The sequence below is a fragment of the Aliagarivorans marinus DSM 23064 genome, from assembly GCF_000429485.1.
GTDB classification, from domain to species: Bacteria; Pseudomonadota; Gammaproteobacteria; order Enterobacterales; family Celerinatantimonadaceae; genus Aliagarivorans; species Aliagarivorans marinus.
Window position 1 is genome coordinate 431,603 of the sequence record NZ_KE386908.1, and the last position, 12,353, is coordinate 443,955.

General features: G+C 55.7%; 14 protein-coding genes. 8 read left to right on the forward strand and 6 right to left on the reverse strand.

What is annotated here, in order from left to right; genetic code table 11:
- Positions 1 to 17 precede the first annotated feature (17 nt).
- From G461_RS0119485 to otnC, 5 genes are read left to right on the forward strand one after another with little or no spacing between them, the layout of a single operon-like run.
- Positions 18 to 983 (forward strand): Bug family tripartite tricarboxylate transporter substrate binding protein, encoded by a 966-nt coding sequence (locus tag G461_RS0119485; protein ID WP_026973095.1) that lies wholly within the window; start codon positions 18 to 20, stop codon positions 981 to 983.
- Positions 984 to 1,028: 45 nt separating this feature from the next.
- Complete coding sequence (locus G461_RS0119490; RefSeq protein ID WP_026973096.1) at positions 1,029 to 1,517, forward strand: tripartite tricarboxylate transporter TctB family protein; 489 nt, start codon at positions 1,029 to 1,031, stop codon at positions 1,515 to 1,517.
- 31 nt (positions 1,518 to 1,548) lie between these two features.
- Positions 1,549 to 3,096, forward strand: a complete 1,548-nt coding sequence (locus G461_RS24925; RefSeq protein ID WP_035480748.1) for a tripartite tricarboxylate transporter permease — start codon at positions 1,549 to 1,551, stop codon at positions 3,094 to 3,096.
- Between the two features lie 39 nt (positions 3,097 to 3,135).
- Positions 3,136 to 4,395, forward strand: coding sequence for a 3-oxo-tetronate kinase (gene otnK, locus G461_RS0119500; protein ID WP_026973097.1), 1,260 nt, complete (start codon positions 3,136 to 3,138; stop codon positions 4,393 to 4,395).
- Positions 4,392 to 5,024, forward strand: coding sequence for a 3-oxo-tetronate 4-phosphate decarboxylase (gene otnC, locus G461_RS0119505; RefSeq protein WP_026973098.1), 633 nt, complete (start codon positions 4,392 to 4,394; stop codon positions 5,022 to 5,024). The genes otnK and otnC overlap by 4 nt, the downstream gene beginning before the upstream one ends.
- Before the next feature lie 56 nt (positions 5,025 to 5,080).
- Here otnC and G461_RS0119510 read toward each other — a convergent pair whose 3' ends face one another.
- From G461_RS0119510 to G461_RS0119535, 6 genes are all read right to left on the reverse strand, one after another.
- Positions 5,081 to 6,013 carry a CorA family divalent cation transporter gene (locus G461_RS0119510; RefSeq protein ID WP_026973099.1) on the reverse strand — a complete coding sequence of 311 codons (933 nt, stop codon included), beginning with the start codon at positions 6,011 to 6,013 and terminating at the stop codon, positions 5,081 to 5,083.
- Between the two features lie 157 nt (positions 6,014 to 6,170).
- Positions 6,171 to 6,740, reverse strand: coding sequence for a YceI family protein (locus G461_RS0119515; protein WP_026973100.1), 570 nt, complete (start codon positions 6,738 to 6,740; stop codon positions 6,171 to 6,173).
- On the reverse strand, positions 6,737 to 7,276 hold the full coding sequence (locus tag G461_RS0119520; protein ID WP_026973101.1) for a cytochrome b: 540 nt from the start codon (positions 7,274 to 7,276) through the stop codon (positions 6,737 to 6,739). Before G461_RS0119520 ends, G461_RS0119515 begins: the two co-directional genes overlap by 4 nt.
- Positions 7,277 to 7,530: 254 nt before the next feature.
- Positions 7,531 to 7,758: a hypothetical protein gene (locus G461_RS0119525; RefSeq protein WP_026973102.1), complete on the reverse strand. Its 228-nt coding sequence runs from the start codon at positions 7,756 to 7,758 to the stop codon at positions 7,531 to 7,533.
- Positions 7,759 to 8,012: 254 nt separating this feature from the next.
- Positions 8,013 to 8,162, reverse strand: coding sequence for a hypothetical protein (locus G461_RS26175; protein ID WP_157360369.1), 150 nt, complete (start codon positions 8,160 to 8,162; stop codon positions 8,013 to 8,015).
- 172 nt (positions 8,163 to 8,334) lie between these two features.
- Complete coding sequence (locus G461_RS0119535; protein ID WP_026973103.1) at positions 8,335 to 9,003, reverse strand: hypothetical protein; 669 nt, start codon at positions 9,001 to 9,003, stop codon at positions 8,335 to 8,337.
- Positions 9,004 to 9,393: 390 nt separating this feature from the next.
- On the opposite strand from G461_RS0119535, the gene G461_RS0119540 reads away from it, so the two are divergent.
- From G461_RS0119540 to G461_RS0119550, 3 genes are read left to right on the forward strand one after another with little or no spacing between them, the layout of a single operon-like run.
- Positions 9,394 to 10,614, forward strand: coding sequence for an extracellular solute-binding protein (locus G461_RS0119540; RefSeq protein WP_026973104.1), 1,221 nt, complete (start codon positions 9,394 to 9,396; stop codon positions 10,612 to 10,614).
- 53 nt (positions 10,615 to 10,667) lie between these two features.
- Positions 10,668 to 11,537 carry a carbohydrate ABC transporter permease gene (locus G461_RS0119545; RefSeq protein ID WP_026973105.1) on the forward strand — a complete coding sequence of 290 codons (870 nt, stop codon included), beginning with the start codon at positions 10,668 to 10,670 and terminating at the stop codon, positions 11,535 to 11,537.
- Positions 11,534 to 12,346 (forward strand): carbohydrate ABC transporter permease, encoded by an 813-nt coding sequence (locus G461_RS0119550; protein WP_026973106.1) that lies wholly within the window; start codon positions 11,534 to 11,536, stop codon positions 12,344 to 12,346. Before G461_RS0119545 ends, G461_RS0119550 begins: the two co-directional genes overlap by 4 nt.
- Positions 12,347 to 12,353: the final 7 nt, after the last annotated feature.

The following is a 12,353-nucleotide window of genomic DNA, read 5'->3' on the forward strand; positions in this document are numbered from 1 at the left end:
AAGAAAAGGAACATCTCATGTCACTACTTAAAAAGTTCATCGCTCTGCCCGTTCTCGCTGCCACTTTGGCAACGTCAATGAGCGTGGCCAGCGAGTTGGACTACCCAACCAAACGCTTGAACTACACCATCGCCTTTGGACCGGGCGGCGGGAATGACCTGATGTCGCGCACCGTGGTCGATATCCTGAAAAAGTACAAGTTCTACGACAAGACCATCCGGGTGGATAACTTGGCCGGTGGCAGCGGCGCAGTGGGCTTTAACTACGTAGCCCAGCAGCAAGGCAACCCTTATCACTTAACCTCGACCAGCGGTAACTTCTTGGGCACGCCGTTGGTATCGAACACCGGTTGGACCTACCAAGACTTCACGCCCATTGGCCTGTTAGCCCAAGACGCCATGTTTATTGTGGTGCGCGCCGACTCAGACTTTCAATCGGCATCCGACTTTGTGGAATACGCCAAGCATAATCGCGTCACCATCGGTGGCACTGGAGCGGCCGGGCCAGAGCGGGTAGTGGCCAGCTTATTTGCTGAAGCTGCGGGCTTTGATTACGACTACGTCCCTTCGCAAGACGGTGGCGGTATGGTGACCTCACTCACCTCGAAGAGTGTGGATGCGATTGTTGCCAACCCCTCAGAGGTGTCAGGGCAGATCACGGCAGGCAACTTCCGTCCACTGGCGTACTCCGAGTCGCAGCGCAGCACGGTCTATCAAGACGTGCCTACCTTTAAAGAGCAGGGCTACGATTTTGCCTTCTCGCTGCCGCGGGGAGTGGTAATGCCAAGTGAGGTCGACCCGGCGGTACAGCAATGGTGGGTTGAAACCCTACAGAAAGTGGTCGACACCCCTGAGTGGCAGGACTATCTGACCACCAACAGCTTGTCTGGTAACACCGTGTGGGGGGAAGACTTTGCCAAGAATCTGGCTGCCACCAATGCCGATTTCAAGCGTGTGTTAACCCAGATTGGTGCAATTAAGTAGAGAAGGAGGCTGTGCGGCGTTAAGCCGCACAGCGCAGGAGTCGCTATGCGTTTTTGGTTTTCTGTAAGTAGCTTGGTCTTTGCCTTGGGGTTTACGCTCTACGGCTGGCAAACCCTGGAGCTGCATGATTTTAATGGTCGACCTGGCCCCGGTTACTTCCCGTTAATCATTGGATTGGGTTTGACCGTTTGTACCGCAATCAACGTCTTTAAAGACCTACGTACACTGCGCAGCAGCAGTGGTCAGTTGGCTACATCTGGCGTTGACGGTGGGGCAGATGCAGCGTCGCCACGCTTCCAAAAGGACACCCTGGCGGTTGCCGTGTGCATCACGCTGTTGATTGTTGCGCTCAACAGCTTGGGAGCCATTATCTCGATGATGGTGTTTTGCTTGGCCTTCCTTAGCTACTTTAACCGCGGCAAAACGCTGCAGAATATCAGCTACTCAATCATCTTCCCGATGTGCGTTTATCTGCTGTTTGACGTGTGGCTTCAGGCGGGATTGCCTGATGGCTTACTGCGCCATTTCTACTAAGTGCTGTTGAGTACGCGCGAGGGATTGTCTTATGGTTTTTGCAGAAATATTTGAACATCTGGCCTTTGGTTTATCGGTGGCACTCACCCCGACCAATGTGCTGTTTCTACTTATTGGTGCCTTGGTGGGCATGGTGGTGGGGCTGTTTCCTGGATTTGGGCCCGCCGCGGGTATCGCGATTCTGATCCCGATGACCTTCGGGTTAGATCCCACCACGGCGATCATTATGCTGTCGGGCATCTACTATGGCTCGATGTATGGAGGCACCATTACCTCCATCTTGATTAACACTCCCGGAGAGTCGGCCACGGTCGCATCCACCCTCGATGGCTACCCGATGGCCCAGCAGGGGCGAGCAGGCCCTGCGTTGGTGATGCAAGCGATCGCCTCGTTTGTGGGCGGCACTTTGGGGGTAATCCTTATCTGTGGCTTTGCACCGCTGCTGGCGAATTTCGCCTCCTCGTTTGGCCCATCTGAGTACTTTCTGATCATTATGCTGGGGCTGTTGCTGCTGACCACCATGATGGGGGAGAACCGCCTGAACGGGATTATCTCGGCACTGTTTGGCTTTGCTATCGCCATGGTGGGGGTAGATTCGGTAAGCGGCGCGCAGCGTTACACCTTTGGCTCGCCGGAGTTGATTGGCGGCATCTACTTCGTACCGGTGGCCATCGGTCTGTTCGGTATTGGTGAGCTGCTGTATTGCATCTATACCGGCCAGCATAAACGCGAGAATGAACGGGTACAGTTCAGCTTTCGTTCCCGCGATTTTTGGCCAACCACCAAGGACTATATCAGCTCGCGCTTTACCTTTGTGCGTGGCTCAATTATCGGCTTTGTCGCTGGGGTCCTGCCAGGCTCCGGCGCCACCATTGGCTCTATCCTCGCTTATTCGGTGGAAAAGAAGGTTGCCGACGACCCAGAGCGCTTTGGTAAGGGCGAGATGCGTGGGCTGGTCGCCCCGGAGACGGCCAACAATGCCGCCTCTGCCGGTGCTATGGTGCCGCTGATTTCTCTGGGTATTCCCGGCTCTGGTGCGACCGCGGTATTGCTGGGCGCGCTAATGATGTGGGGCTTACAGCCCGGGCCGATGCTGATCGATTCCAACCCCGACCTAGTGTGGGGGCTGGTGGCCAGTATGTACATGGGCAACATGATCTTGGTGGCCTTGAGCATCCTGGCGATCCCACTGTTTGTGAAGTTTCTGGATATCCCCTATCGCTTGGTGGTGCCGGTGATTGTGATCCTGTGTGTGATTGGTGCTTACGCGCTCAACAACAGCATTATCGAAACCTCGATGCTGCTGATCATGGGCGTGGTGGGCTTTGGTATGAAGCTCTATGGCTACTCGCCCGCTGCAACCGTGTTGGCGCTGGTGTTAGGCGGTATGGCCGAGAGCACCTTCCTGCAATCGTTGATTATCAGTCAGGGCAGTCTCGCCATCTTTGTGGAGCGGCCCATCTCCTTGGTGCTGACTCTGGTGATGCTATCCACTCTCGGCCTGTCTTTAGCCTTGCGCATCTACAAAAAGGCCCGTCGCAACAAGCAACCGGAGGTGAACTGTGAACATGCCAAGTAAGCCCGTTGCTGCAGCCACTATACGTGCAGGAGGGCGACTATGAAGATAGGTGTGATTGCTGATGATTTTACCGGCGCTACCGATGCCGCCAGTTTTATCGTCAAAAACGGCTTGAGCGCAGTGCAGTTCTCCGGCGTACAGCCAGACAGTGGCTATGTGGAAGCCGATGCCTTGGTGGTCAGTTTAAAGACTCGCTCGTGCGCGCCAGAGCAGGCGGTAGCCCAGTCACTGGCGGCCTGCGATTGGCTGCTCAGTCAGGGTTGTACCCTGATCTACTTTAAATACTGCTCCACCTTCGATAGCACCGCCGCTGGTAATATTGGCCCGGTTAGCGAGGCCTTGATGGAGCGGCTGGTGGTGGACTGCTGCCTTATCTGCCCGGCGCTGCCGGTGAATGGCCGCACGGTCTATCAGGGGCACCTGTTTGTGTTCGATGCGCTACTCTCGGAGTCGGGTATGCGCAACCATCCGATTACCCCAATGACCGATGCCAACCTGCTGCGCCTTATTGAGCAGCAATCCTCTGGTCAGGCGCAGTTACTCGACTGGCCCACCGTGCAAGCGGGCCGTGAAGCGATAGCTGAGCGGCTTGAGGCCTGCCGCGCCGCTGGCAGTACCTTTGTGGTGTGCGACAGTCTGACTGAGCAGGACCTACTGGCGATCGCCGAGCAGGCTAAACGGCTGCGCTTAGTCACGGGCGGCTCGGGTTTGGTAGGGGCGATTGCGGCCTCGGTGGAACGACAGCAGCCCAGTTTAAAGCGCACAGACGGAGGTGGTGTACAGTCTCAGTTACCCCGCCGTGGCGTGATCCTATCCGGTTCCTGCTCGGTGATGACCAACCAACAGGTGGCTGCCTACAAGCCCCTGGCGGCGCACCATAAAGTGGACATTGGTCGCACCCTCAGCGACCCCGACTATCTTGAGGAACTCACTGGCTGGGTGCTGGGGCACGCTGATGCGCGCTGTTTCCCCATGGTGTATGCAACGGTGGCTGCCGACGAGCTGAGCGAGATCCAACAGCGCTATGGTGAGCAGGCGTCGGCAGCGGTTGAGCAGCTGTTCCATGATTTGGTCAAACAGCTCCACGAGTTTGGCTTCAACACTTTTATCAGCGCAGGGGGAGAAACCTCGGGCACGATTACTCAAGCGCTGGACGTCGAACGCTTCTCGGTGGGGCAGGAGATCGCCCCCGGGGTGCCTTGGATGTACAGCCTCGATGGAAAGCTGCAGTTGGCCCTAAAGTCGGGCAACTTTGGCAGTGAACAGTTCTTTCAATATGCACAGGAGCAACTAGGGTGACGGAACAAGCACAACGTGAACAGCTGGTGGCACTGGCTAAATCGATGTTTGAGCGTGGTTATGCCACCGGCGGTGCGGGTAATCTTTCAGTCCGACTTGGTGACGAGCATTTGCTGGCCACACCAACCGGCGCATCGTTTGGGCGGCTCGACCCGGCGCGTTTGTCGCTGTTGGATATGAATGGCCAGCACCTAAGTGGCGACAAGCCCTCCAAAGAGGTGTCGTTTCATCTGGCTATCTACCAGCAGCGGCCCTCGGCCAAAGCCATCGTGCACCTGCACTCCACCTATCTCACCGCCTTGTCTTGCTTGAGCGAGTTGGATCGGGCCAATGCGATTAAGGCCTTTACTCCCTACTATGTGATGCGGGTGGGGAGCTTGCCGGTGGTGGAGTACTTTAATCCGGGCGATCCGCGCATCGGTAGTGAGCTGGCCAAGCTGGCACCAGACTATCGCGCCTACCTGCTGGCCAACCACGGCCCCGTTGTCACCGGTAGCGACTTACTTGATGCCGTCGACAACGCCGAAGAGTTGGAGGAGACCGCCAAGCTGTACTTATTGCTGCGCGGTAATCAGGTGGCCTATCTATCGGATGAGAATGTGGCGATCTTGGCCAGCAAAGGGGTGTAGTAGCTAAGCCCTGATGGTAACAACAACCCGGCTAACCAACCGGGTTTTCTTTAGTGCTAGATAAACTGCAGCTTCTTCAACACCCATACCTCTATGGCGACCGCTACCGTTAACCCGCCACAGAATGCCGCGAACGCCCAAGGGGTGTCGGTGCCGGGAATGCCTGCGATGTTTACGCCGAGTAGTCCGGTTAAAAAGCCTGCGGGGACAAATACACCGGCGACAATCGAGAGCAGGTAGGTGTTGCGGTTCATTTTTTCTGCCTGAGCTTGCTGCTGCTCTAGCAAGGTGCTGTGTAGCTGTTCGAGGATAAACTCAACGGTTTCGAAGATCCTCTTGGCGTTATCTGACGCATTCTTCAGGCGTAGTTGGTGCTCACTGAATAGACTGAGTTGGCTGCGCTCCAGACTGTCGAGTACCGCGCTTTGTGGCTTAAGGTAGCGCTTTAGTTTGAGTAGGCGGCGCTGTTGTTCGGCGGCGAGCTGGGGTAGCTCTGGGGCGTCTTCTTCGATTAATAACTCAACCGGGCTTAGGTAGTTGTCGATGTGCGCGTTCAGGCCATTAACGATGGCGATGACCACATCGCCGAGAGACTCGGGACCGCTACCCGCGTCAAGTTGATCCAAGATCAGTCGAACGCTTTGCGAGGGAAGCTTACGCACACTTAACAGTGCACCGCGATGCCACAGAATGCGTACGCTCAGCATATCATCGGGCTGGGCACCTTGGTTGAGGTTCACCCCTCTCACGTTTAATAGCAGGGTGTCGGCACTGAGCACCTCACAGCGGGGGCGAGTGTCTTCGGCGAGCAGAAAGTCGATGATTGCTAGGGGTAAGCCTTGGCGCTCCAGCCATGGGCGCACAGCCTCGCCGCCACGCTGCAGGTGAAGCCATTCTCCGGGGGCGATCTGATGATTGCTTGCGGGAGCTATTGGCGTGCGCTGGCCTGCTTGATCGAAGTGCCACGCCGAGACGATAAACTCATCCATTGATCACATCCTTTTGTACCCGAGCAACTTCAAGGTGCGGGTGTAAGCCTGTGCCACTAGCTTGGATGAAATCGCGGGGCTTGTCACGAACACAGCCCGGCGAGGCCGGGCTGTGCTGTGCAGGGGGGGAATGGAATGAAGGCACAGGGCATGTGGCCTATTGGCGGATGCCCTCAACATGCAGCTCCATATCCACATAGCTGGAGCTGCCCATCACTGGGATGCCAAAGTCGGCCAGCTCTAAGCGAGTGGTGCCGATAAAGCCGGCGCGGTAGCCACCCCATGGGTCTTGGCCTTCACCGATAAAGTCGGCGTTGATGGTAATCGGCTGGGTGGTGCCGTGCAGGTTTAGCTCACCTTCGATGGCCAACTTACCGTCGCCCAAGTCGGTTACCTTGGTGCTGGTGAACTCGGCCTTGGGAAACTTGCTGGCATCGATAAAGTCACCACTGCGGATATGCTTGTCGCGCTCGGCGTGGTTGCTGTCGAGGCTGCTGGTATCGACCACAACATGAACCTTCGCGGCGTTAACATCGCTGGCGTCGTAGGAGAAGTCGCCACTGAACTGGTTAAAACGGCCCTTGATAAAGCTGTAGCCAAGGTGGCTGATCTTAAAGTTGATGGAGGCGTGAGCCCCTTTAGTGTCGATAACATAGTCGGCAGCATTGGCTGCCAGTGGCATGCTCAACATCGCTGCCAGTCCGGTCGCTAATAAACGCTTGTTCATTTTGAACTCCCTATCATTTTCCGTAGTGTGTTGTCTTTGTCGACAAAGTGGTGTTTCAGCGCGGCAAGCGCGTGTAGTGCAGCTAAACCTATCAGGGTATACGCCAAGTAGTAGTGAACGGCTCCAGCGATATCCGATTGATTGGCAAACAGTTCACCAAGCGAGGGCACGGTAAACCAGGTAAAGACCTCGATGCCCCGGCCATCGGAGGTGGAGATCAGATAGCCGGAGATAAACAGTGCGAACAGCAGCAGGTACATCAGCAGGTGGGCCGCCTTGGCTGCTACCACCTCATAGGGCTTGCCTTCTACCTCTGGTGCGCCTTTGAGGTGCTTCCAAACCAGTCGAAACGCCGTGACCAGCGCCAGCAGGATACCGACAGACTTATGCCAGTGCGGGGCGGTGCGGTACCACTCGCTGTAGTAATTTAGTCCGACCATCCAATAGCCCAGCGCAAACATGCCGATGACGACAACGGCAACTAGCCAGTGCAGGATGCGACTCAGAGGGTGGTAGTGCTTAACCGTGTTTGCCATTGTCTATGTCCGTTGTTACTTCTCTATAGCGCAGGTAAATAAGAACCGTTCACATCCGCGATTGATACCTTCAATCTAGCTGGCTTGAGGGGCTGGGTAAACGTGACCTACGTTGATTTATTCACAACGCTGCATTGTTAATTGCTGGGTTTTACTGGGTATAGCGCACTAATTAAAAGATAAAAGTCAGAACCCTAAGGATTGGCCAGTATTGCCCGGCCAATCCTCTAACTGCGAGCTCAGACAAACATCGCCTAGCGTTGATCCTTGTTCTCGATAAACGCTTGTACGTCATCGGGCAGCACTGGGCCGTAGCTTCCCAGACAGCAGTCGGTGCACTGCTCTTGGCAGAGCGGCTCAGCGCTATCTGTTTCGGCGGCTGCTATAGAGTTTGGCGCTGACTCTGCTTCACCACGGCCGAGAACCCGAGCGCTAATCGCAAATACCAGCAATACCAGTAGGACAAACAGTTTGAATATCATAAATACATATCGGTTAGGGAGTAATGGCGAGAGGATAAAGTCTTGAATCAATCTAGAGTCAACCCTGTGGCCAAATATCATCGCTTAACGACATAGCTGCTGACCAATAGGGGCAATGGGCGCTGGCTTAGGCGCTGCATAAACCAGTGGGGTGAAGAAAACAGCGACTGGAGTTTGAGTGTGGACTATCTGAAGCGAATAGTTGAAGGCGAAGAGTTGAAAGCGGACAGTGGGAAGGGAATGCCGCAAAAAGGCTAGGCAACTAGCTCCTCGTCATCTTCATCATGCAGAACCTGGCTGGCTAGCTGAGCGGCAGCCTTGGACGACGATGAGTTATTTAACAGGTGGCGATGGGCCAACCGCAGCACGATGCTGAGTAGTTTAACCAGGCAAATGAGTAACACAGTCTTGCTCCACGTGAGAATCAGGTGGCGCAGTCTAAAGTCTGGTGTCGTACTAGAGTCAATGACAAAAACAGGATTTATTCGTGGCATGCCCGGAAGGTTACGATGAGCATAAGTCGTACTTGAAGCAACTAGGCAAAGGACCTGCAGCCATGGCTTACAGGCCCTGTTGCTATTTGGTTCCCTTAAACGGATTATGCTGAAAATCGGTGCGGTATTTGCCCATGTTGCTGCCCATATACAGCACCTCTTTCTCTTGCGTGGGCACGCCGCCCAGCCAGTTCAAACGATCGTGGTCTTTCTGCAGGGCGTTCATGTCCAGTGGCCCACTCTTGCCGCGGATCGACATCTTGATATCGCCGGCTAGACGCTGCGGGCTGCGTAGCAAGCGATTCGGGATGGTGTAGGCATGCAGCTCATTGGCGTTGCGGGTGATGGAGCGGGCCCACGGATCGGTGGAGGTGTGCAAGCCATGCAGATCGCCGGTTAGCGAGACAAACTGCGACTGATTTTGCCCCTGAGTGTGGTCCGAGCCGGCCCTTGGCAAGCTGTGTTGAATGCGCTGCTGGGCCACCCCCTTGCTCCACTGTTCCGCCATCTCAATACCGGTGGGGGCGTTGAGCTTGGGGGTGTTATGTGACGCCTGATCCTGAAAGCGATGCAATGTTTGGTAGTTGTTGTGAATGGTATCGGCAACAATCGAGCGGGCGAGTTGGCGATCGATCCCCCCGTTGTTCACTCGGCCGACATTCGCGACATCCTTTTTCATCTGGCTGGTGGAGGCACCAAAGTGCGCCGACAGCACCCCGGCTGCCCGCGCCATGCGTTCGCGTGTAGTCATTGAAAGCTCCTTGTTTGTGAAACGATCACTAGCGACTAAGCAAAGAGCGATCCTTTTGCCTAAAAACCTCTCCCCGGCGTAGCTGCCGGGCGCTTCACTGCTTGCTGGCGCGGGATCTGGACGCTGCGGGTGGGTTAAGAACGACCCAAGCCCTTGGCACAATTCGGCGCAATGCACTCGAGTGCAATATCGGGCCTAACAGAGGCTGTTTTCACTGAACAAACAGTGGGTGTGGCTCTTTGCGTTGCTATGGGTAGATCGCCCCACATCCCTTAAACCGTCATCTTGTCTTCATTTGGCTGACATATTTCCCCTCTAACGTTGCAGGGGTATTGATTGAACGCGTGTGCAATTGCAGTCAAAGCAATGGAAACCAACAAGGAGACCCCCATGTTCCAACGCACATTACTCGTATCTGCTCTGTTCGCCAGTAGCCTTAGCTTGAATGCTGCTGAACTTGTTATCGCAGGCCGTGACAGCAGCTATGGCGATGCTCTGCAGTTTGTGGTTGATGAGTACCAAAATCAGCAGCCCGACACCAACATCACCTTGGTCAAGCGCCCCAGCAATGGTTTGTATGAGAGCGTGGTGCTGTCGATGCGTGAGCAAACCGGCAACTACGATGTCATCTTGATGGACGATACCTGGGCGCCAGAGTTTCTTAGCAACAACTGGCTCAGCCCCCTGAGTCAACAGGTTGAAGACGAAGACTTTATCTCCGCCTCCTTCGACATTGGCCGCTACCCGAACGCCAGCAGCGCCGCCTACGCGATGCCGATGGTGGGCAACGTGGCGATGTTCGCCTGGAACCGCGCGCTATTTGAACAGAATCAACTGTCAGAGCCCAAGTCTTGGAGCGATGTTCTGAAGTCCGCCGAGGTGATCAGCCAAAGCACCGATACCAATGGCTTGGTGTTCCGCGGCGTGAAGGGCAACCCAATTGTGACCGGCTTCTTGCCCATCCTGTGGGGCTTTGGCGCGGATGTGGTCGACAGCGAAGGCCAAGCCTCGCTGGATACTCCTGAGGCCAAGCAAGCACTGGAAGCCTTCCTGGCGATGAAGCAATACGCACCGCGCGGTGTGGACGTATACAACGCCGATGAAGTGCGCGATTCGCTGCAAAAAGGCAGTGCGGCGATGGCTATCGAGGTGTGGCCGGCTTGGGTGCCGAACCTGGATAACCCTGAGGTTTCTGCCGTGGTCGGCGATATGGAGATTATGGCGCCGCCAGCCGAGGTGGGTCAGCCTTCGCCGATGCTGGGTATCTGGCAGCTAGCGGTACCGGCTGATTCCAACAACAAAGCCGAAGCGGAGGCCTTCCTGGCCTTTGCCACCAGTGCTGAGATCCAAAAAGCGCTGGCGCTGGACTTTGGTATGCCGCCAACCCGCAGCAGCGTTTATCACGATGAAGACGTGGTCGCCAAGTATCGCTGGTATCCCCAGCAGGCTGCGGCACTGAGTACCGGTAAAGCGCGCCCGCGCATCCACAACTGGGCTGAGGTCGAAAGCATCCTTGGCGACTTTCTGCAGCTAGCCATGATGGGTCAGATGAGCGCCGAACAGGCCCTTAAGCAGGCTCAGCGCCGTATTGAGCGCGTCATTAAGGTGTAATCGAACTCGGGTAAATCAGGGCAGCAGCTCTGATTTACCTGACCTAAACCACTATGTTATTTGAAAGCCGTAAACAACTGACCTTGCTGTTACTGCCGGCCCTGTTAATCCTTGGGGCCTTGACGCTGTATCCGATCCTCTCGGTACTGGTAAACGCCTTCGGCTCGGTGGATTATGCCAGCAAGCACTACCTCTTCGTCGGTCTCGACAACTTCCGGGAACTGCTCGACGACTTCTTCTTTATCGCGGCGGTGAAGAACACCTTTGTGTTCACCGTGGTGGCCTCCTGCGCCCAAGTGCTGCTGGGACTGTGGCTGGCGGTATTGTTCCATCGCCAGTTTCCCGGGCGCCGCTTTGCGTTGCCGATCATTATCTATCCGATGATGCTCTCCACCTTGGTTTGCTCGTCGATTTGGCGCTCGTGGTATCACTACGATTTTGGGCTGCTCAACACCGTGCTGACATGGCTGGGATTACCCGCTCAGGAGTGGCTGTTTAACCCAGACTTAGCACTGTACTCGATTGCGCTGGTGGATACTTGGCAGTGGACGCCGATGGCGTTTCTGATCATCTTGGCCGGGCTACAGTCGATCCCCAAAGACATCAGCGAAGCGGCCATGGTCGATGGCGCGAGGCCGCTACGCGCTTTCATGCACATCACCCTGCCGCTTATCCAAAAGCAGGTGATGCTGGCGTTTTTGCTGCGCTCCATCGACACCTTCAAGCTGTTTGACAAGGTCTATGTGATGACCGGAGGGGGGCCGGGTAATGCCACCGAAACCCTGTCGATGTTTGTCTATAAGTACGGCTTTCGCTTTTTCAACCTCGGTATGGCGAGTGCGTCGGCCTTGGTTATGTTATTGATTTCTATGGCGATGACCCTGCTGTACGCACGCAAGGTGATGAAGGGAGGCAAGCAATGAGACGCTACCTACATGGCCTAACGGTGTGGATGATGGTGGGACTATTTGTGCTGCCGGTCGTCTGGATGGTAGCCACGGCCTTTAAATCCCCCGGCGAGATCCTCAATGCTGGCGCGCGGCTATGGCCCGAACAGATCAGCCTAAGCGCCTTCGAGCGTTTGCTTGCCGGGGAGTTTCCGCTGCTGATTGGCAATACCTTGTTGATTGCCCTGATGGCCACCGGACTGTCGCTGCTGGTGAGCTTCTTCTCGGCTTATGCCCTGGTGCGCTACCGCTTTCCGGCTAAGCTTGATGGCGCCTTTTTGCTGGCGGTGCTGGTGATCAAGATGATGCCGCCGATTGTGGTGGCCACCCCACTTTACTCGCTGATTAACCAACTAGGGCTGCTCAATACCAAGCTGGGCTTGGTGCTCTGTTATCAGGTGTACACGCTACCGTTTTGCATCTGGATGCTGCTGGGCTTTATTCGCGATATTCCGCTGGAGATTGAAGAGGCGGCAGCGATGGATGGCGCTCACTTGTTTAAACGCTTGGGCTTTGTGGTGTTCCCGCTGTGTGCCCCGGGCTTGGTCGCCACGGCCATCTTCTCGATGATTTTAGGCTGGAACGAGTTCTTGTTCTCACTGCTGTTTATCCACACCCCTGACAAATTCACCATCCCGCTATATCTGGCCAACTTTATGACCGAAGACGGTACCGCCTGGGGCGAGCTGATGGCGGCAGGATTAGTATCGTCGCTACCGATGCTGGCACTCGCTGGCTATATGCAGCGCTTCTTGTTGCGCGGCTTCTCTCTCGGGCTGAAATAGGACTCAT

What these genes read in the sequence shown, in the direction of transcription:
- G461_RS0119485 (WP_026973095.1), top strand. Translation starts at nt 18, where the DNA reads ATGTCACTACTTAAAAAGTTCATCGCTCTGCCCGTTCTCGCTGCCACT.
- G461_RS0119490 (WP_026973096.1), top strand. Translation starts at nt 1,029, where the DNA reads ATGCGTTTTTGGTTTTCTGTAAGTAGCTTGGTCTTTGCCTTGGGGTTT.
- G461_RS24925 (WP_035480748.1), top strand. Translation starts at nt 1,549, where the DNA reads ATGGTTTTTGCAGAAATATTTGAACATCTGGCCTTTGGTTTATCGGTG.
- otnK (WP_026973097.1), top strand. Translation starts at nt 3,136, where the DNA reads ATGAAGATAGGTGTGATTGCTGATGATTTTACCGGCGCTACCGATGCC.
- G461_RS0119510 (WP_026973099.1), bottom strand. Translation starts at nt 6,013, where the DNA reads ATGGATGAGTTTATCGTCTCGGCGTGGCACTTCGATCAAGCAGGCCAG.
- G461_RS0119515 (WP_026973100.1), bottom strand. Translation starts at nt 6,740, where the DNA reads ATGAACAAGCGTTTATTAGCGACCGGACTGGCAGCGATGTTGAGCATG.
- G461_RS0119520 (WP_026973101.1), bottom strand. Translation starts at nt 7,276, where the DNA reads ATGGCAAACACGGTTAAGCACTACCACCCTCTGAGTCGCATCCTGCAC.
- G461_RS0119525 (WP_026973102.1), bottom strand. Translation starts at nt 7,758, where the DNA reads ATGATATTCAAACTGTTTGTCCTACTGGTATTGCTGGTATTTGCGATT.
- G461_RS0119535 (WP_026973103.1), bottom strand. Translation starts at nt 9,003, where the DNA reads ATGACTACACGCGAACGCATGGCGCGGGCAGCCGGGGTGCTGTCGGCG.
- G461_RS0119540 (WP_026973104.1), top strand. Translation starts at nt 9,394, where the DNA reads ATGTTCCAACGCACATTACTCGTATCTGCTCTGTTCGCCAGTAGCCTT.
- G461_RS0119545 (WP_026973105.1), top strand. Translation starts at nt 10,668, where the DNA reads ATGTTATTTGAAAGCCGTAAACAACTGACCTTGCTGTTACTGCCGGCC.
- G461_RS0119550 (WP_026973106.1), top strand. Translation starts at nt 11,534, where the DNA reads ATGAGACGCTACCTACATGGCCTAACGGTGTGGATGATGGTGGGACTA.